The sequence below is a fragment of the Spiribacter halobius genome (assembly GCF_020883455.1).
Taxonomy (GTDB): Bacteria; Pseudomonadota; Gammaproteobacteria; order Nitrococcales; family Nitrococcaceae; genus Sediminicurvatus; species Sediminicurvatus halobius.
The window spans coordinates 1,548,135-1,567,052 of the sequence record NZ_CP086615.1 but is presented as its reverse complement, the minus strand read 5'-3'; the positions used below and the strand labels follow the sequence as shown (position 1 = coordinate 1,567,052).

The 18,918-nt window shown below is 69.6% G+C and carries 12 protein-coding genes; 8 read left to right on the top strand and 4 right to left on the bottom strand.

Annotated elements, in window-relative coordinates; genetic code table 11:
• Nucleotides 1-21: 21 nt before the first annotated feature.
• On the bottom strand, nucleotides 22-843 hold the full coding sequence (gene ppsR / locus LMH63_RS07095; RefSeq protein ID WP_109676931.1) for a posphoenolpyruvate synthetase regulatory kinase/phosphorylase PpsR: 822 nt from the start codon (nucleotides 841-843) through the stop codon (nucleotides 22-24).
• Nucleotides 844-952: 109 nt separating this feature from the next.
• Here ppsR and ppsA point away from each other — a divergent pair, with 109 nt between their 5' ends.
• The 5 genes from ppsA (at nucleotide 953) to LMH63_RS07070 (ending at nucleotide 8,260) form a co-directional block, all read left to right on the top strand.
• On the top strand, nucleotides 953-3,334 hold the full coding sequence (ppsA, locus tag LMH63_RS07090; RefSeq protein WP_109676933.1) for a phosphoenolpyruvate synthase: 2,382 nt from the start codon (nucleotides 953-955) through the stop codon (nucleotides 3,332-3,334).
• 216 nt (nucleotides 3,335-3,550) lie between these two features.
• A complete protein-coding gene (locus tag LMH63_RS07085; protein WP_109676935.1) occupies nucleotides 3,551-5,050 on the top strand; it encodes an FAD-linked oxidase C-terminal domain-containing protein in 1,500 nt (499 codons plus the stop codon).
• Nucleotides 5,050-6,120: a glycolate oxidase subunit GlcE gene (glcE, locus tag LMH63_RS07080; protein WP_109676937.1), complete on the top strand. Its 1,071-nt coding sequence runs from the start codon at nucleotides 5,050-5,052 to the stop codon at nucleotides 6,118-6,120. Before LMH63_RS07085 ends, glcE begins: the two co-directional genes overlap by 1 nt.
• 13 nt (nucleotides 6,121-6,133) lie before the next feature.
• Complete coding sequence (gene glcF / locus LMH63_RS07075) at nucleotides 6,134-7,360, top strand: glycolate oxidase subunit GlcF (RefSeq protein WP_109676938.1); 1,227 nt, start codon at nucleotides 6,134-6,136, stop codon at nucleotides 7,358-7,360.
• A gap of 54 nt (nucleotides 7,361-7,414) precedes the next feature.
• Nucleotides 7,415-8,260 carry a sulfurtransferase gene (locus tag LMH63_RS07070; protein ID WP_109676940.1) on the top strand — a complete coding sequence of 282 codons (846 nt, stop codon included), beginning with the start codon at nucleotides 7,415-7,417 and terminating at the stop codon, nucleotides 8,258-8,260.
• A gap of 177 nt (nucleotides 8,261-8,437) precedes the next feature.
• Here the strand turns inward: LMH63_RS07070 and orn are convergent, their stop codons facing one another.
• Nucleotides 8,438-8,998: an oligoribonuclease gene (gene orn, locus LMH63_RS07065; protein ID WP_109676942.1), complete on the bottom strand. Its 561-nt coding sequence runs from the start codon at nucleotides 8,996-8,998 to the stop codon at nucleotides 8,438-8,440.
• Between the two features lie 101 nt (nucleotides 8,999-9,099).
• Here orn and rsgA point away from each other — a divergent pair, with 101 nt between their 5' ends.
• Nucleotides 9,100-9,999: a ribosome small subunit-dependent GTPase A gene (rsgA, locus tag LMH63_RS07060; RefSeq protein WP_109676944.1), complete on the top strand. Its 900-nt coding sequence runs from the start codon at nucleotides 9,100-9,102 to the stop codon at nucleotides 9,997-9,999.
• A gap of 31 nt (nucleotides 10,000-10,030) precedes the next feature.
• Here the strand turns inward: rsgA and LMH63_RS07055 are convergent, their stop codons facing one another.
• The gene (locus LMH63_RS07055) at nucleotides 10,031-12,100 is read right to left on the bottom strand and encodes a TonB-dependent receptor family protein (protein ID WP_109676946.1); all 2,070 of its coding nucleotides are present in this window, start codon (nucleotides 12,098-12,100) and stop codon (nucleotides 10,031-10,033) included.
• Between the two features lie 109 nt (nucleotides 12,101-12,209).
• On the bottom strand, nucleotides 12,210-14,756 hold the full coding sequence (locus tag LMH63_RS07050; protein ID WP_158280314.1) for a sensor domain-containing protein: 2,547 nt from the start codon (nucleotides 14,754-14,756) through the stop codon (nucleotides 12,210-12,212).
• Nucleotides 14,757-15,074: 318 nt separating this feature from the next.
• Between LMH63_RS07050 and LMH63_RS07045 the strand changes: the two genes are divergently transcribed.
• A complete protein-coding gene (locus LMH63_RS07045; protein ID WP_109676948.1) occupies nucleotides 15,075-16,355 on the top strand; it encodes a glycerophosphodiester phosphodiesterase family protein in 1,281 nt (426 codons plus the stop codon).
• A 126-nt stretch (nucleotides 16,356-16,481) separates the two neighbouring features.
• A complete protein-coding gene (locus tag LMH63_RS07040; RefSeq protein WP_146205174.1) occupies nucleotides 16,482-18,896 on the top strand; it encodes a putative bifunctional diguanylate cyclase/phosphodiesterase in 2,415 nt (804 codons plus the stop codon).
• Nucleotides 18,897-18,918 lie beyond the last annotated feature (22 nt).

Here is an 18,918-nt window from a genome sequence, read left to right as displayed (position 1 = left end):
TGTGGAAAACGGAGGCCCTTTCTAATAAAGTCGCCGCGGCAGTTGACAGGTGTGGATGATCGTCGTCGCGATCTCCTCGATGGACATGGTGGTGGTGTCCGAGACCGGGAGCTTTTCCTGAGCGAACAGCCCCTCGGCGCGGGCGACTTCGTACTGACACTGCCGCAGCGAGGCGTAGCGGCTGTTCGGGCGCCGCTCGGCACGGATCTGCGACAGCCGCTCGGGCCGGATGGTGAGGGCGTAGAGATGCCGGCGATGGGGGCGCAGCACCGCAGGCAGGCGCCCGCTCATCAGATCCTCCTCGGCGAGCGGGTAGTTGCCGGCATAGATGCCGTACTGCAGGGCAAGATAGATGCAGGTCGGTGTCTTGCCGCAGCGGGAGACCCCCACCAGCAGGACATCCGCCTCATCGTACTGCCGGGTCACGGCGCCGTCGTCGTGGGAGAGGGCGTAGTTCATGGCGTCGATGCGCACGTTGTAGGCCCGGGCATCGGTCATGCCGTGGCTGCGGCCGATGGTGTGGCTCGAGCGCAGGCCCAGCTCCTCCTCCAGCGGGGCGATGAAGGTGTCGAAGAAGTCAAACACCACGGCGTTGACCCGGCGCAGCCGGTTGCGGATCTCGGCATCGATGATGGTGCTGAACACCACCGGCCGGAACCCGGTGGCCTCGCCGGCGGCCTCGATGCGCCGCATGGCGGCGTCGACCCGCTCGATGCTGTCGGTGAACGGCAGCGTCACCTGGTCGAACTCGATACTGAACTGGGTCAGCAGGCTGTGGCCCAGGGTTTCGGCGGTGATGCCGGTGCGGTCGGAGATGAAGAACACGGTGCGTCTGGCTGGCATCGCTCACCCGCTGCAGGGATCGGGACCGGGCTGACCGATCCTCGATGAGTACGTCGGCACTCGGAGCAGTGTACCGGCGCGACGGTCTGGTGAAACGGGAGACAGGAAATTGACCGATTACGTGGTGTGGTTCGAGTCGCTCGGCATGGGCGACGTGGAGCAGGTCGGCGGCAAGAATGCCTCCCTCGGCGAGATGATCAGCCATCTTGCCAGTGCCGGCGTTCAGGTACCCGGCGGCTTCGCCACCACGGCGGCAGCCTACTGGGAGTTCCTCGAGGGCAGCGGCCTGCGTGAGCGCATCAACGCCGAGCTCGAGGGCCTGGACGTCGACGACGTCGAGAAGCTCGCCGAGACCGGCGCGCGCATCCGCCGCATGATCATCGACACCCCCTTCCCCGCGCCGCTGGAGAAGGCCATCGTCGAGGCCTGGCGCCAGCTCGAGCAGCGCGCCGGCAAGCAGGATCTCGCCGTGGCCGTGCGCTCCTCGGCCACCGCCGAGGACCTGCCGGACGCCTCCTTCGCCGGCCAGCAGGAGACCTTCCTCAACGTCTGCGGCCTGGACAACGTCCTGCACTCGATCCGCGATGTCTTCGCATCGCTGTTCAACGACCGGGCCATCTCCTACCGCGTGCACCGCGGTTTCGCCCACGAGCAGGTGGCGCTCTCCGCCGGGATCCAGGAGATGGTGCGCTCGGACACCGGCGCCTCGGGGGTGATGTTCACCATGGACACCGAGTCCGGCTTCCGGGACGTGGTGTTCCTCACCGCCTCCTACGGCCTCGGCGAGACCGTGGTGCAGGGCTCGGTGAACCCCGACGAGTTCTACGTCCACAAGCCGACCCTGGAGGCGGGGCGGCCCGCGGTGCTGCGCCGGACCCTGGGTGAGAAGGCGATCAAGATGATCTACGCCAGCGACCCGGCTCCCGGGCGCACGGTGGACGTAGTGGAGACCAGCGAGGCGGAGCGCCAGCGCTTCTCGCTCACCGATGCCGAGGTGGAGAGCCTCGCCCGCCAGGCGCTGATCATCGAGCGCCACTACGGCCGTCCCATGGACATCGAGTGGGGCAAGGACGGCGAGAGCGGGCGGCTCTACATCCTGCAGGCCCGCCCGGAGACGGTGAAGAGCCAGGACGGCAGCCAGACCCTGCAGCGCTACCACCTGAAGGACCGCGGCGCGGTGCTCGCCGAGGGCCGCGCCATCGGCCAGCGCATCGGCGCGGGCCGCGCCCGCGTGGTGGCCGACATCGGCGACATGCACCAGGTCCAGGCCGGCGACGTGCTGGTCACCGACATGACCGACCCCGACTGGGAGCCGATCATGAAGCGGGCCGCCGCCATCGTCACCAACCGGGGCGGGCGCACCTGCCACGCAGCGATCATCGCCCGCGAGCTGGGCATTCCGGCGGTGGTCGGCACCGGCGACGGCACCCAGCGCATCGCCGACGGGCGCAAGGTCACGGTCTCCTGCGCCGAGGGCGACACCGGCTACATCTACGACGGCATGCAGGACTTCGAGGTCCGCGAGATCAGCCTCGGCGACATGCCCGAGCTGCCGTTCAAGATCATGATGAACGTGGGCAACCCGGACCGCGCCTTCGACTTCGCCCATCTGCCCAACGCCGGCGTTGGGCTCGCGCGGCTCGAGTTCATCATCAACCGGATGATCGGCATCCACCCGCGGGCGCTGCTCGAGTTCGACCGGCAGCCGGCGAACACCCAGGCGGTGATCCGCAGCCAGATCGCCGGCTATGACGACCCGGTGAGCTTCTACGTGGACAAGCTCGCCGAGGGCATCTCCACCCTCGCCGCGGCCTTCGCGGACAAGCCCGTGATCGTGCGCATGTCCGACTTCAAGTCCAACGAGTACGCAAACCTCATCGGCGGCACCCCGTTCGAGCCGGACGAGGAGAACCCGATGCTCGGCTTCCGCGGCGCCTCGCGCTATCTCTCCGACGAGTTCCGCGCCTGCTTCGAGCTGGAGTGCCGGGCGCTGCGCAAGGTGCGCGAGGAGATGGGCTTCACCAACGTCTGGGTGATGATCCCGTTCGTGCGTACCGTGGACGAGGGCCGCCAGGTGGTGGAGCAGCTCGCCGCCAATGGACTGCGCAAGGGCGAGAACGGGCTGAAGGTCATCATGATGTGCGAGCTGCCCTCCAACGCGGTGCTCGCCGAGCAGTTCCTGGAGATCTTCGACGGCTACTCCATCGGCTCCAACGACCTCACCCAGCTCACCCTCGGCCTCGACCGCGATTCAGGGCTGGTGGCGCATCTCTTCGAGGAGCGCGACCCGGCGGTGAAGGCCCTGCTGCACATGGCCATCCAGGCCGCCCGGCGCGCCGGCAAGTACGTCGGCATCTGCGGCCAGGGCCCGTCGGACCACCCCGACCTCGCCCGCTGGCTGATGGAGGAAGGCATCGACAGCGTCTCCCTCAACCCCGACAGCGTGGTGGAGACATGGCTTTTCCTCGCCGGCGAGGAGGCCGAGGGTTAGTCCCGACAAACCCCGTGGTAGGCACCCCCTTGCGCCTGATCTCCCCCGCCTGCCGGATTCGCGGCGGGGGCGGCGCTCCTACCGGCCTCCGGGCGTCCGCGGCAAGAACCGGGCCCCCGGGATAACGCGTGACTTTGGGAATGGCTTCTCCCTTCCCCGCCCCCCTTCCATTTTTGCTACCCTGCGTGGTCAGACCAATTTCACGGAGGGTCCGTGATGAGCGCGCATGCCCTGTTCCGCCCTGAGGACACCCGCTTTCAGGTCGATGCCGACCGGCTGATCGAGCGCCTCGCCCGGGTACTGCCCGCGGAGGGGCTGGTGGTCGACGAGGATGCGCGCCGGCCCTACGAATGCGACGGGCTGGCGGCCTACAAGCAGCTGCCATTGCTGGTCGCCATTCCGGACACCATCGCCCAGGTGCAGGAGGTCATGGCCATCTGCTCGGAGCTGAACGTGCCCGTGGTGGCGCGCGGCTCCGGCACCAGCCTGTCCGGTGGCTCGCTGCCGCACCCGCAGGGCGTGCTGCTGTCGCTGGCCCGCTTCAACCGGGTCAAGCACATCGACGCCGAGCGCCGGCTCGCGCGGGTGGAGCCCGGCGTGCGGAATCTCGCGATCACCGAGGCGGCAGCACCCCATGGCCTCTACTACGCCCCCGATCCCTCCTCGCAGATCGCCTGCTCCATCGGCGGCAATGTCGGCGAGAACGCGGGGGGCGTGCACTGCCTGAAGTACGGGCTCACCGTGCACAATGTCGTCGAGCTCACCGTGGTGACCGTGGACGGCGATCTCGTCACCATCGGCTCGGAGGCCCCGGACAGCCCCGGCTACGACCTGCTGGCGCTGTTCCACGGCTCCGAGGGGATGCTCGGCGTCATCGTCGACATCACCGTGCAGCTGCTGCCCAACCCGCTCACCAAGGACGTGCTCATGGCCTCCTTCGACCGCGTCGAGGACGGCGGCCGCGCCGTGGCGGCGATCATCGCCGCGGGCATCATTCCGGGCGGCCTGGAGATGATGGACGGGCCCGCCACCCGGGCCGCCGAGGACTTCGTGCACGCGGGCTATGACATCGAGGCCGGCGCCATCCTCATCTGCGAGCTGGACGGCAGCGCCGCGGAAGTGGCGGACCAGCGGGAGGCGGTGGAGGCGGTGATGCGCGAGCACGGTGCTACCGCCATCCAGGTGGCGGCCGACGATGCCGAGAAGGCGCGTTTCTGGGCCGGGCGCAAGGCCGCCTTCCCCGCGGCCGGACGGCTTGCGCCGGACTACTACTGCATGGACGGGACCATCCCGCGCAAGCATCTCGCCACCGTGCTGCAGCGCATCTCCGAGATCTCCGAGGCCCACGGGCTGCAGACCATCAACGTTTTCCACGCCGGCGACGGCAACCTGCACCCGCTGATCCTCTTCGACGCCAACCAGCCCGGCCAGCTCGAGGCGGCGGAGGCGGTGGGCAGCGCCATCCTCCAGCTCTGCGTCGAGGTCGGTGGCACCGTGACCGGCGAGCACGGCGTCGGCATGGAGAAGATCAACGAGATGTGCGTGCAGTTCGCCAGCGCCGAGATCGAGCAGTTCCACGCCGTGAAGCGGGCCTTCGACCCGCAGGGCCTGCTCAACCCGGGCAAGGCGATCCCCACGCTCAACCGCTGCGCCGAGTTCGGCAAGCTCCATGTGCACAAGGGCGAGCTGCCGCATCCGGAGCTGGAGCGCCTGTGATGGCCCGGGTCAGCGACCGCAGCCAGTCGATCGCCGAGCGCATCGCTGCGGCCAGCGAGGCGGGCACGCCGCTCGCCATCACCGGCAGCGGCTCCAAGGCCTTCTACGGCCGTGCCCCGCAGGGCGAAGCGCTGGACGTCACCGGCCATCGGGGCATCGTCAACTACGATCCCACCGAGCTGGTCCTGACCGCACGCGGCGGTACGCCCCTCGCCGAGATCGAGACGGCGCTGGACGCCGAGGGGCAGATGCTCGCCTTCGAGCCGCCGCGTTACGGTGGCGGTGGCACCCTGGGCGGCGCCGTGGCCGCCGGCCTCTCCGGCCCACGGCGGCCGTTCACCGGGGCGGTTCGGGACATGATGCTCGGCACCCGCGTCGCCAACGGCCGCGGCGAGATCATGCGCTTCGGCGGCGAAGTGATGAAGAACGTCGCCGGCTATGACGTCTCCCGGCTGATGGCCGGCTCCCTCGGAACCCTCGGCGTGATCCTGGAGATATCGCTGAAGGTGCTGCCGCGCCCTGTCGCCGCCCACACGGTCGTTCTGGAAACACCCATGGGCGATGTCTTCCGCCACAGCGAGGACTGGCTGCGCCGCGGCATGCCCCTCAGCGCCACCGCCCACGATGGCGAGCGGCTGTACGTGCGCCTCTCCGGCGCCCGCTCCGCGGTGGAGGACGCCACCCGCGCCCTGGGTGGCGAGCGTATCGACGATGCCCCCGGCTTCTGGCGCTCGGTGCGCGACCACACGCATGACTTCTTCACCAGCGAAGGGCCACCCCTCTGGCGCCTCGCCCTGCCCCCCGGGGCACCGCTGCCAGCGCTGGACGGGGCCCTGTTCTCCGAATGGGCCGGCAAGCAGCTCTGGCTCCGCAGCGCCGCCGATGCGGAGAGCATCCGCCGGGAGACGGCGCGCCTTGGCGGCCACGCCACGCTCTTCCGCGGCGGCGACCGCAGTGGTGAGGTCTTCCATCCGCTGGAGGCCGTAACCCTGCGCCTGCATCGGGAGCTGAAGCGCGCCTTCGACCCCGCCGGTGTGCTCAACCCCGGCCGGCTTTACCCGAACCTCTGAGGAGCGGCGATCCATGCAGACGAATCTCGCCGACTTCATCCGTGACACCCCCGAGGGCCGCGAGGCGGACGCCATCCTGCGCAAGTGCACGCACTGCGGTTTCTGTCTCGCCAACTGCCCCACCTACCGCCTGCTCGGCGACGAACTGGACAGCCCCCGGGGCCGCATCTATCAGGTGAAGCAGCTGCTCGAGGGCGCCGAGCCCAGCGAGAGCATCCAGCTCCACCTTGACCGCTGCCTCACCTGCCGCGCCTGTGAGACCACGTGCCCCTCCGGGGTCGAGTACGGCCGCCTGGCGGACCTCGGCCGGGAGATCGTGGAGCGGCATGTGCCGCGCAAGGCGAGCGAGCGCTGGCTGCGCATCGCCCTGCGGCGGGTACTGCCACGGCGGCGGCTGTTCGGAACCCTGCTCGGCCTCGGCCGCACGGTGCGCCCGCTGGTCCCGGGTCGGCTGCGCAAGAAGATCCATCCGCGGCGCGCCGCTCCGACCTGGCCGGACAGCGCGCGGCACGAGCGCTTCGTGCTCATGCTGGAAGGGTGCGTGCAGCCGGCTCTGGAACCGCCCATCAACCCGCAGACCGCGCGGGTGCTGGACGGCCTCGGGCTCGGCGTGGTGCGGACCCAGGAGGTGGCCTGCTGCGGCGCCATCGACCAGCACCTGGGCGCCCCGGATGCCGCGCGCGAGCACCTGCGGCGCAACATCGATGCCTGGTGGCCGCATATCGAGGCCGGGGCCGAGGCCATCGTGGTCAATGCCAGCGGCTGCGGCGCCCAGGTCAAGGACTACGGGCACCTGCTCGCGGACGACCCTGACTATGCCCACAAGGCGGCGAAGGTGAGCGAGCTGACCGTCGACCCCATCGAGCTGCTGGAGCGGCATGCCGACCGACTCGCCCCGGCCGACGACGCGCCGCGCCGGGTGGCCTTCCAGACACCCTGCACCCTGCAGCACGCCCTCGGCCTCAACGGCCGGGTGGATGCCCTGCTCGCGCGCATCGGCTTCGAGCTCACCCCGGTGGCCGATCCGCACATCTGCTGCGGCTCGGCGGGCACCTACTCGGTGCTGCAGCCGGCGCTTGCCGAGCGGCTGCGTGCCCAGAAGCTCGAGAATCTGAATGCCGGCGGCCCCGAGATCATCGCCACCGCCAATATCGGCTGCCTTACCCATCTTAACGAGGCCTCCACGGTGCCCGTGCGGCACTGGCTCGAGCTCGTGAAGGTGAAGGCGGAGGCGGCGTAGAACCCTGACTGCGGCGTCCCCTGACGGCCGCCGCGCCAAACGGAGAGAGCATCCATGCCGGAACGCCGACTGCCCCTTCTGGTCGCGCCCGAGGCCCTGGCCGAGCACCTGCGCGAGCCCGGAATCCTGGTGGTCTACGTCGGACCGGCCGAGCGCTTCGCCTCCGCGCACGTGCCCGGGGCGGTGCAGCTGGAATACCGGGCCCTGCTGCGCCAGGAGCCGCCCGTGGGCGGCCTGCTGCCCGACGCGGAGACCCTCGCCAAGGTGCTTGGCGGGGTCGGCATCACGCCGCAGACCCATGTGGTCGCCTATGACGACGAGGGCAACGGACGGGCCGCCCGACTGCTCTGGACGCTGGACGCCCTCGGCCACTTCGAGTACTCGCTGCTGGACGGGGGGCTCGCTGCCTGGCGCGCGGCCGACCAACCGCTGGAGACCGGCAGCAATCCGCCCGTGCCCGCCGACTACCCTGCCGATCTCGCGAATCCGGAGGCGCTGGCGGACCGGGAGTACGTGCAGGCCCATCTGGGCGATGCCAACACGGTGATCCTCGATGCCCGCTCCGCGGCGGAGTTCCGCGGCGAGGACGTCCGCGCGGCACGCGGCGGGCACATCCCCGGTGCCGTGAATGTGGAGTGGACACGGCAGTTCGATCGCGAGGGTGACTTCCGCCTGCTGCCCCCGGAATCCCTGCGCGAGCTGTTCCGTGCCGCGGGGGTGACGCCGGACAAGGAGGTGATCGCCCACTGCCAGACCCACCACCGCTCGGCGCTCACCTACTTCGTCCTGCGCTACCTCGGCTACCCCCGCGTCCGCGGCTACCCCGGCTCCTGGTCCGAATGGGGCAACGACCCGAACCTGCCGGTGGAGACGGGGGACGGCGTGCATGGGAATGTCTAGAAAACCGCGAAGGCGCAAAGGACGCAAAGACGGACGCCAGGGGACGGGGACTGAAAAATTCGGGAGTCTGCCCCGCGGTCACTAGCGAGCACCGGCCCCATCGAGGTCTTGCAAGGCAGAGTAACTCCCTGCCTTGGCGCCCTTTGCGCCTTTGCGGTCAGTCCCCGTTAACCCCCATCAATCGTCGGCGCGGTTCACCCGGAGGAAGTGCTCGCGGTAGTGGCGCAGCTCGGCGATGGAGTCGCGGATGTCGTCGAGGGCCAGGTGGGAGCTTTTCTTGCTGAAGCCCTGGAGTAGGTCCGGCGCCCAGCGGCGCGCGAGCTCCTTCAAGGTGCTGACGTCCAGGTTGCGATAGTGGAAATAGCGCTCGAGCTCCGGCATGCAGCGGTGCAGAAAACGCCGGTCCTGACAGATGCTGTTGCCGCACATGGGCGAGACGCCTGGCGGCACCCACTGGCGAAGGAAGGCAAGGGTGCGGCGCTCCGCCTCGGCCTCGTCCACGTCGCTGCGCTGTACTCGCTCAATCAGCCCGGAGTTGCCATGCTGGGTGCGGTTCCACTCGTCCATACCGGCGAGGACCGACTCCGGCTGCCGAATCGCAAGCACGGGCCCTTCGGCAAGCACGGCCAGATCGCGATCGGTGACGATGGTCGCGATCTCGATGACCTGATCCCGGTCCGTGTCGAGGCCCGTCATCTCCAGATCGATCCAGATCAGGTTCTCCGGGGAGTGAGGCATGCTGCCCTCGTGGCCGGCCGATTGAGCCCGCAGTCTATCAGAGGCTATGCTCGCCGCCGCCCGCTCGGGGGCGGCCTGACGCGGAAAGCGACGATGGCGGAATGAACGGGGAACAGGCCGGGCTGGTCGTGGCAAGCTTTGGCAGCGACTGCATCGTCGAGGCGGCCGACGGCCGTCTGCTGCGCTGCCATCTGCGCCGCCGCGGCGGCCGCTCGGCGCGGCCGGTGTGCGGCGATCGCGTGGTGTGGCGGGAGAGCGGTGGCGAGGGCGTGGTCGAGCGCATCGAGCCGCGGGTGAGCGTCATCGAGCGCGGCGATTTCCGCGGGCGGCCGCGCCCACTGGCGGCCAACGTCACCCGGCTCGTGGTCGTGCTCGCCGACCCGCCGGGCCTCGATACGCGTCTGCTGGACCGCTACCTGGTCCTGACGCACTCGCTCTCCCTGGCGGCGCTGATCTTCCTCAACAAGGCCGACCAGCTGGACACGGCCGGGCGGGCGAGAGTGACGGCGGCCCTGGCGCCCTACGAGGCTCTCGGAGAACGCATCCTCACCGGCAGCGCGGCCACCGGCGCCGGGCTGGCGGAGCTGCGACAGGCGCTCGCCGAGGAGACGGTGATCCTGGTCGGGCAGTCCGGGGTGGGCAAATCATCGCTCGCCCGCGCCCTGGTGCCAGACCTCGACGTGCGTACCGGGACCCTGTCCGAAACCAGCGGCCAGGGCCGGCACACCACCAGCACCACGACGCTGCATCCGCTGCCCGGCGGTGGCTGCCTGATCGATTCCCCCGGTGTACGCACGCTGCGCCTCGAGCACTTCCCGCCCGAAGCGATCACGCGTGGATTCCCGGAGATCACCGAACGCGCCGGGCAGTGCCGGTTCCGCGACTGCCGCCATGACCGCGAGCCGGGCTGCGCCGTGCGCGCCGCCCTCGCCCGCGGCGAGATCCATCCGGAACGGCTGGCCAGCTGGCGATCCCTGCTGGCCAAGGGTGGCGGTGCCTAGCCCGCATATCTCACCGATTCACGGCTGCGGGCTAAAACGTCAACGTAGCACCCACATAGGCGTTGGCCTCCGGCGCAGGCTCGTAATACCGCCCGCCGAACGCGTTGGCGCGGATGTTCGCAAAGTATTCCTTATCAAACAGATTGTTGACGCCACCAAAGACCTCGACCCGGCGACCGCCCGACAGCCCCCATTCACGACCGCCACGCAGATTCCAGACGCCGTAACCGGACACCTCGACATCATTGGCATTGTCCGCGAACACCGGGCCGACGATCTGGCCATCAAGCGCGGCGTACCAGCCATTCGACCCTTCCCACAGGCCCTCGAGGTAGAGCTGATGCCTGGGCAGCCCCGGGATGCGGTTGCCGGCGAAATCATTGCCGTCCACATCCACGAAGCGATCGAACCGGTAGCGGCCATAGGTATACGCCGCGTTCACCGTGAAGGCATCGGTCGCGAACCACTCAAGCCCGATTTCCAGTCCGTCCCGGCTGGTAGCCCCGGCATTCTCATAAAAATCACGGCCATCCACATCGCCGTCGACGATCAGCTCGTCATCGACGGCGACTGAGAACACCGCGACCTCGTAGCGGACGCTATCCGCGAGGAACCCGCGGGCGCCGATCTCGCGATTGAAGGCCTCCTGGGGATCGATCTCCTCGCTCAGCCCGCCAGTACCGTCACGCTTCGCGAATTCGGTGAACGTGGGGGTCTCGAAGGCTGTAGAGACCGTCGCATAAAGGCTGTGATCCGGGGTCAGCCGGTACAGAAGCCCGGCGCTCCCGCTGACCTCCTCGAACGTGCGGCTGCCCGTATCGTCTCTTCCATCACCGAGGAAACGGTCATCGACCTCGAAACGAACCCGGTCGACGCGCGCACCGAGCGAGGCCGTGAGGCGATCGGTCACATCCAGATCACCCTGCAGGAAAGCGCCCGACGCCGTTGCCTGCTGCTCTTCCTCCTGTGTCCGGCCGGTCTGCGTGCCCGTGCCGTCCACGCTGAAGCGGTCACGATCATCGATCTGCCGATCCACCTCGACACCGGTGACATATCGGAACGGCTGACCGAACAGGCTCGCACTCCGGGCATACTCCGCACCGACGCCAAAGAAGTCGCGGTCAAAGCCAAGCAGGCTGTTACCCGGAAACGGCAACTGCTGCTCGAAGTCCCGGCGTGTGTAGAAGCCGCGCAGGGTGAGCTGCCCGCCGGCGGCGTCAGCGTCCTCGTAGATCAGGCCGAGGCGCTGCTGCTCCACCTCCTGACCCGAATCCAGGGTGACGGCAATGTCCCGCGCCTGCCGGCGGTCCTCACGTACCTCCTCCAGCGTCAGCGCCGAGGGATCCTCCGACTCCGGGTTGTCCAGCACCGTCAGCACGGCGCGCAGGCGGCGGTCGCCGCCGAGCTCCCGGCTGACGCTGAAGTTGCCGAGGCGCTTCCTGGTCTCGCTCTGCTCGCGGTAGCCCTCGTAGTCCAGTGCCGAGGCGCTGACATGGTAGGCCCAGGGACCGCTGACGCCGCCCTGGCGTGCCGCCAGCTTGTAGAAATCGTAGCTGCCCGCCTCGGCGGTGACACTCGTACCGGGGTCCTCGCGGCCGGTGGCCGTGGAGAGATCGATGACACCACCGGTGGCGTTGCCGTAGAGGACCGACGAGGGCCCGCGCACCACCTCCGCGCGGGTGATGGAGTCGAGGTCGACGGCGTCGATCTGGGACTGGCCGTCCGGCAGCGTCTCGGGGAAACCGTCCACGCGGATGCGGATACCCCGGATGCCGAACGGCGCCCGGGCGCCGAAGCCCCGGGTGGAGAGCCGCAGGTTCTGGGCAAAGTTGTAGCGGTTCTGGAAGTAGAGGCCGGGGACGCGGTTCAGGGCCTCGTCCAGCGCCAGGCGCTGCCGCCCCTCGCGGAAGGTCTCGCCGTCCACCACGGTGACCGCTGCCGGGGTCTCCTGGAGGGCGCGCTCGACACGGGGCGCGCTCACCGTGATCGGATCCACCACCACGGGCTCATCCTCGGCCGTCTCATCCTGTGCACTCGCGCCCCCGAGCGCCAGCAGCCCCGCGAGCAGCCCGCATGCTCTCCGCCGAGTAAACGCCGGCATGCCTCTCTCCTCGTCGCGTTGTTGTTACGCAAGAATGACAGGCAATGCCGCCCCTCGCCAGCCGCAACGCGGGGCCGGAACGGGCGGCGGCAGTCGGCAACGGGGCGGGTCAGGAGCTCGCGGCGCGACCGCGGACGGCGGGCGGACAGAGCGTGGCGAGGGGCGCAGGTTTGCCGATCCAGTAGCCCTGGGCGAAGTCGACGCCGAGCTCGCGGAGCACCGCGACGACATCGCCGTCCTCGACGAATTCGGCGATCGTGCGCTTGTTCATGACCCGCGCGATGTCCGCGATGGCCTTCACGAAGGCGCGGCTCACGGGGTCGCTGCCGATGTCCCGGACGAAGCTGCCGTCGATCTTCAGCAGATCCACGGGCAGATGCTGCAGGTAGCCGAAGCTCGACAGGCCCGAGCCGAAGTCGTCCAGGGCCAGCTCACAGCCGAGGCGACGCAGCTCCGCAATCAGCGCCCGCGCCTCGTCGATGTCGGCGATGGCCGCGGTCTCGGTAATCTCGAAGCAGAGCCTCGCCGCCGCCTGCGGATGGTCCGCCAGCGCCGCCATCACGAACCGGTGGAATTCGCGGTGGGTCACGGACAGCCCCGAGAGGTTGACGGCAAGCCGCACCGGCGCCGACGGCCGCGCCTCGAGCCAGGCGATCGCCTGCTCCACCACCCAGCGATCGATCTGAGGGGCGATGCCATAACGCTCGGCCGCCGGCAGAAAGCGCCCGGGCGGCACCCACTCGCCTTCCTGCTCCATGCGCACCAGCAGCTCGTAGCGCGCCGGCTCCGGCGACGAGGTATCCACCGGGACGATAGGCTGGGCCTCCAGGCGGAAGCTGCCGTTCTCGAGCGCCTCGATCAGCAGCGGCACCCAGCGGGCATCCCCGTGGCGGCGGTCGATACGGACGTCCTTGCGATCCCAGACGGCCACGCGGTTGCGGCCGGCCTCCTTGGCGGTGGCGCAGGCGGTATCCCCCGCCTGCAGCACGCCGTCCACACTGCGCAGGGAACGCTCCGGCAGACGCACGAAGCCGATACTGGCACTGATCCGGAAATGCCGCCCCTCCCACTCGAAGCCTGCCGCCTCGATGGCCTGCCGCAATCCTTCAGCCGCGGCGACGGCCTCCTCCGGCGAGGTATCCGGCAGCAGCATCGCGTACTCGTCGCCGGCCAGCCGTGCCAGCACCGCACGCTCGCCGACGGTCTCCCGAATCAGCTCCGCCGCCCGGCGCAGGAGGGCGTCACCGGCCGCCCGGCCGGCACTGTCGTTGACCAGCCGGAACTGGTCCAGATCGATCTGCATGAAGGCCGCGCTGCTGCGCGCCTCCGGCCGCCGCCCCAGCCACTGGGCGAGCTGGCGCTCCAGCTCGAAGCGGTTGTAGAGCCCGGTGAGCCAGTCGTGCGTGGCGCGGTAGGCGAGCTCATCGGCAAGCTCGCGGGAGCGGCTGATGTCGGAGACCACGGCCACGAGCCGCTCCACCTCATCCTTCCCCGAGTAGACCGGCGCGGCAGCGACGCTCGCCCAGACCGTCTCGCCGTCGGCGCGGAGCAGTCTCAGCTCGGTCTGCAGCGTCTCGTGCTCGCCGCTGGCGATACGCTGCCCCGCCTCGGCGACCCGGGCACGCTCGTCAGGGTGCACGAGCTCGGGGACGCGGTGACGCCGCAGCTCGCCCTCGCCATAACCGAGCAGCTCGCACAACGGGCCATTGACCTTGAGTATCCGCCCGTCCCGCGCCAGATGGGCCATGCCGATGGCCGCCCGCTCGAAGGCGCTGCGGAACACCGCCTCGCTCTGGCGCAGGCGATGGGCGTCGCGGTCGCGCTCCATGGCAAACCCGAGCAGGCGCGCGAAACGCCGCAGGCGGCACTCCGCCGGCTCATCCGGCACAGCGGGCATGGGCCAGTAGACCGCGAGGCTGCCCAGCACCTGGCCCGATGAGGCCAGGATCGGCATCGACCAGCAGGATCTGAGTCCCGCCGACCGCGTCAGCGGCCGGAAGGGCGCCCAGCGCGCATCGTTCTCGATGTCCTCGGTGATCACCATCTCCTGGTGCCACATCGCTGTGCCGCAGGAGCCGACGCGCGGGCCGATACGCATGCCGTTAAAGGCCTCGCGGTAGTCTGCCGGCAGACTGTCTCCGGCGACGTGGCGCACCGTCTGGCTGTCGTCCTCGAGGGAAAGCACCGAGCAGGCGCAGCCGGGCATCAGCATCTCCAGGCGCTGGATCACCCCGCTGATGACATCCCCCATGGGCCGTCCGGCCGCCATGGCCTCGAGGGTCATGCGCTCGGCGGTGTCCAGGCCCTCGCCCGGAGAGGGGTCGAGAACCGCCACATAGCCCCCGTCGCCATCGGGGCTGATGCGCAGCAGGGCGGACCGGGGGGTGGCGCCGGCCGGCTGGAGCAGACACTGCTGGTGGGCGCGCCCCGCCGCACTGGCCTCGGCCAGCAGCATTTCCAGCACCATCGTGGCGGGGCGGCCCTCGGTCTGCCGGGGGCGGAGGTAGTCGAGCAGCGGCCTGCCCGCGGCGGCCTCCCCAAGCACCTCGCACGCCGACGCGTTCGCCCCGGTAATGCCGCCGTAGCGGTCCAGATGCAGCGCCGGCACCGGCAACGCCTCGAAGGACAGCCGCCGGGGGGCCGCCGTGGGCTTCAAGCCTTGCTGGGAGTCCTTCATACCGTCAGGCCCAAACCGCTCCGTGGCCATGGATCTCTGCAAGACCATACGTCGCTTCGCGGATCGGCGGCGAGAGGCCCGCGACTCTTCGTCCGTCGCAGTGTGACGGAAATCACGTTTTTACGCGCCAACCCACCGGATCCGGCCGCCGAGGTCTGCTCCGTCGACGTTATCGGCGGCGATGGCAATGCCCTTGAGGGCAGCGTAGCCAACGCCTCGCGGCATCTGCGGTCATGGCGCCGTCATCGATCTGGGCCAGACTGCAACGGTGCAGGCCCATCTCTGGAGACCAACGCCATGTCGGCAAGAACGATCCCAATCATCCTGGCCATCCTCATCGCCGCGGTCCCGTTTGCTGTACTCGCGCAGGACGTCGCGGAGGTCATGCCGCCGGAGCGGATCGAGGTCGGTCCACGCCCGCATTTCCTGGTGGACGACATGGATACCGACTCGCTGCGCGAGCGCAACCTCAAGGCACGTCTGCAGCAGTGCGCCGACGGGCCATTCCGGGCGAGCGACTTTTCCATCGGTCATCGCGGCGCGGCGCTTCAGTTCCCGGAGCACACCCGCGAGTCCTACCTCGCCGCCGCGCGCATGGGTGCCGGGATCCTCGAGTGCGACGTCACCTTTACCGAGGACGAGGCACTGGTCTGCCGTCACTCACAGTGCGATCTGCACTACACCACCAACATCCTCGAGACCGACCTCGCCCGCCAGTGCAGCGTGCCGCCCGCCTTCGACGAGGACACCGGTGAGCTCGTCAACGGCGACGAGATTCGCTGCTGCACCAGCGACATCACCCTCGCCGAGTTCCGTCGGCTGGAGGGGCGCATGGAGGGCTACAACCCCGAGGCACGCAGCATCGAGGCCTATCTGGATGCGACGCCGGACTGGCGCACGGACCTCTATGCGAGCCGCGGCACGCTCATGACCCACGCCGAGAGCATTGCGCTGTTCCAGGCGCTCGGCGTGAAGATGACCCCGGAGCTCAAGGCCCCATCCGTGGACATGCCGTTCAACGGCTTCTCCCAGGAGGACTACGCCAGCAAGCTCATCGCCGAGTACGAGGCCGCCGGCGTGCCGCCCGAGCAGGTCTTCCCGCAGTCGTTCTCGCTCGCCGACGTGCGCTACTGGATCGAGGAACATCCGGACTTCGGCGAACAGGCGGTGTTCCTCGACGGCCGCTATGGCGACGAAGGCTTCGACGTCACCGATCCCGCGAGCTGGGATCCCGGGATGGAGGCGCTGGCCGAGGCCGGTGTGAACATCCTCGCGCCGCCGCTGTGGATGCTGCTGACCGCCGACCCGGACAATCCGGCCAGCCCGGTGGTGCCCTCGGTGTATGCCGAGCGTGCCCGGGCCGCCGGGCTCGATCTGATCACCTGGACCCTGGAGCGCTCGCCGCCGCTGACGGAGGACGGCGCCTGGTACCACCAGACCGTGGATGGCGTGGTGGACCGGGACGGCGACCGCTTCCTCGTCCTCGATGTGCTGGCGCATGATGTCGGGGTGCGCGGGGTCTTTTCGGACTGGCCGGCGACGGTGAGCTACTACGCGAGCTGCCTGAACCTGCCCTGAGCGGGCACGCGGCGCCTTCGCCGCGGCCCGGCGGCCCTTCAGCATTCTCTGCGTCGGCCGTTAACCGACGCAGAGAACATAACAGGTGCCGCCACACGGCATCAGAGGGCCATCCGGAGCGCGCTCTTGACCGCAGTCCCCCTTCAGCGCCGTCGGCGCTCGAACCGCTTGCTTGCCCTGAGCTGCGGTGCGCTCATTGTCATGGCGGGTCTCTCGGCGCTGCTGACGGCGGTGGTGCTGGAGATTCAGGCGGGTGCGCGCGCCTACATCCTCGCCGAGAGCGAGTGGTCCCGCGCCCGCAAGGACGCGGTGCTCTTTCTGTACCTGTTCGCCGAGCACGGCGACCCGCAGTACCTCGCACGGGCGCGGGAGGCCCTGGTCCACCCGCTGAGCGACCGGCGCGCACGCATGGCCCTGGAGGCGGAGCCACCGGACATCGAGCGGGCACGGGCCGAGTTCCTGCAGGGCACCAATGCCCCGGACAACGTCCGCCGCATGGTCTGGATGCACCGCTACTTCGCGGATGCCCCCTACTTCCGCGAGGCGATCGAGCTGTGGCGCGCCGGCGACGACCACCTGCTCGCTCTGGAGAGCGTCGCCGACCGCCTGGAAACGGCGCATGCCCGCAGCTTCGATCCTAACCTGCGCGAGCTGCTGCAGGCCTCCCTTGCCCAGATCGGGGCCCAGCACCGGGAAATCGAGCAGGCCTTTGCGGAGACGCTCACCGCCGGCGCCGAGTGGCTGCAGCGGGTGCTGGTGGCGGGGGCCGCCATGGCGTTTCTGTTCATGGCCACGCTCTGCGTGTTCCTGTTCATCGCCGTGCACCGCCATGTGCAGAGCTCCGAGCGAAAATTCCGCGCACTCTTCGAGCAGGCCGCCATCGGCCTCGCCGAGCTCGACCGCCAGGGCCGCTTCAGCAACGTCAACGCCGCCCTCTGCCGGCTGCTGGGGCTACGCCCCGAGCGCCTGATCGGCGAGCGCCTGCAGAACTACTTTCCGACCCGGGCGGCCGAGGACGAGACCCTGCTGCCGGGCCCGGGAGCCGGCCCGCATCGGCCGGTGGCGACGGAGCGCCGTTACCAGCGCAGCGACGGCCGCGCCGGCTGGGGACGGGTGACCCTGTCCATGGTGCGGGGCAGGGGGCGCGAAGCGGAGCGGCTGTTCGCCATGGTGGAGGACGTCACCGAGGCCCGGGAGCTGGCGAACGCGCTGAGCCACCAGGCCACCCACGACCGTCTCACCGGGCTCGCCAACCGGCACGCCGTGGAGGATCACCTGGAGGCGCTGCTCGCTCAGACCCACGGCACCGCGCGGCGGCACCTGTTCTGCTTCATCGACCTGGACCAGTTCAAGGTGGTGAACGACAGCTGCGGCCACTTCGCCGGCGACCAGCTGCTGGCCCACGTCGCCGACACGCTGCGACGCGCGGTCCGCGACTCCGACCTCATCGGCCGCCTCGGCGGCGACGAGTTCGCCGCCATCCTGCACGACGTCGGCCCGGCAGACGGCGAGCGCACCGCGGCCAAGCTGCTGCAGCGGCTGCGCAGCGAAGAGTTCCGCTGGGAGGGCCAGCGCTTCCGGCTCACCGCCAGCATCGGCGTGGTGACGCTGGACGCCGGCGTGCGCGATGTGCCCTGGGTGCTGCGCGCCGCCGACGTCGCCTGCTACATGGCGAAGGACCGCGGCCGCGATCGCCTCCAGGCCTACACCCCGGAGGATCACTCGGTCGTAGAGCATCACGGCCAGATCCAGTGGGTGCAGAGCATCCGCAGCGCCCTCGCGGAGGACCGGCTGGTGCTGCATGGCCAGCGCATACGGCCGGTCATGCCGGGCCCGGCGCCCCTGGACTACGAGCTGCTGGTGCGCCTGATCGGGTCGGACGGCACGCAGCACCCCCCGGGCGCCTTCATGCCGGCGGCGGAGCGGTTCGACCTGGCCACGGAAATCGATACCTGGGTCGCCCGCCATGCCTTCCGCCGGCTCGCAGAGCACCCCGAGCACCTGGCGGCGCTCAATCTCTGCCATCTGAACGTCTCCGCCCAGTCCCTCGGCAACCCGCGCTACCTCACGCTGCTGGAGGGCCTGCTGGACGAGTACGGCATCCCGGGCCACAAGATCTGCCTCGAGATCACCGAGACGGCGGCCGTGCGCAGCCTCCAGGACGCGCGGGAATTCATCGCCCGCATGCAGGCGCGGGGCTGCCGCATCGCCCTGGACGATTTCGGCAGCGGACTCTCCTCCTTCGGCTATCTCAAGAACCTTCCGGTGGATCTCATCAAGATCGACGGGCTGTTCGTGCGCGACATCGCCGAGGACGAGCTTGACCGCGCCATCGTCGAGTCCATCAATCAGATCGGCCGGGCGCTCGGCAAGCGCACCATCGCCGAGTTCGTCGAGGATGACGCCGTGCTCGCAATCCTGCGCCGCATCGGCGTCGACTCCGCCCAGGGCTACGGCGTCCACCACCCCTGCCCGTTCGAGGAGCTCCTCGCAGCGGCCACGCCACCGGCACGGTTCGCGGGCGGCAGCCCCGCGGGCTGATCACGACAGACCACCACGGGAG

What these genes read in the sequence shown, in the direction of transcription:
- rsgA (WP_109676944.1), top strand. Translation starts at nt 9,100, where the DNA reads ATGAACGGGGAACAGGCCGGGCTGGTCGTGGCAAGCTTTGGCAGCGAC.
- glcF (WP_109676938.1), top strand. Translation starts at nt 6,134, where the DNA reads ATGCAGACGAATCTCGCCGACTTCATCCGTGACACCCCCGAGGGCCGC.
- orn (WP_109676942.1), bottom strand. Translation starts at nt 8,998, where the DNA reads ATGCCTCACTCCCCGGAGAACCTGATCTGGATCGATCTGGAGATGACG.
- LMH63_RS07070 (WP_109676940.1), top strand. Translation starts at nt 7,415, where the DNA reads ATGCCGGAACGCCGACTGCCCCTTCTGGTCGCGCCCGAGGCCCTGGCC.
- LMH63_RS07055 (WP_109676946.1), bottom strand. Translation starts at nt 12,100, where the DNA reads ATGCCGGCGTTTACTCGGCGGAGAGCATGCGGGCTGCTCGCGGGGCTG.
- ppsR (WP_109676931.1), bottom strand. Translation starts at nt 843, where the DNA reads ATGCCAGCCAGACGCACCGTGTTCTTCATCTCCGACCGCACCGGCATC.
- glcE (WP_109676937.1), top strand. Translation starts at nt 5,050, where the DNA reads ATGGCCCGGGTCAGCGACCGCAGCCAGTCGATCGCCGAGCGCATCGCT.
- LMH63_RS07085 (WP_109676935.1), top strand. Translation starts at nt 3,551, where the DNA reads ATGAGCGCGCATGCCCTGTTCCGCCCTGAGGACACCCGCTTTCAGGTC.
- LMH63_RS07045 (WP_109676948.1), top strand. Translation starts at nt 15,075, where the DNA reads ATGTCGGCAAGAACGATCCCAATCATCCTGGCCATCCTCATCGCCGCG.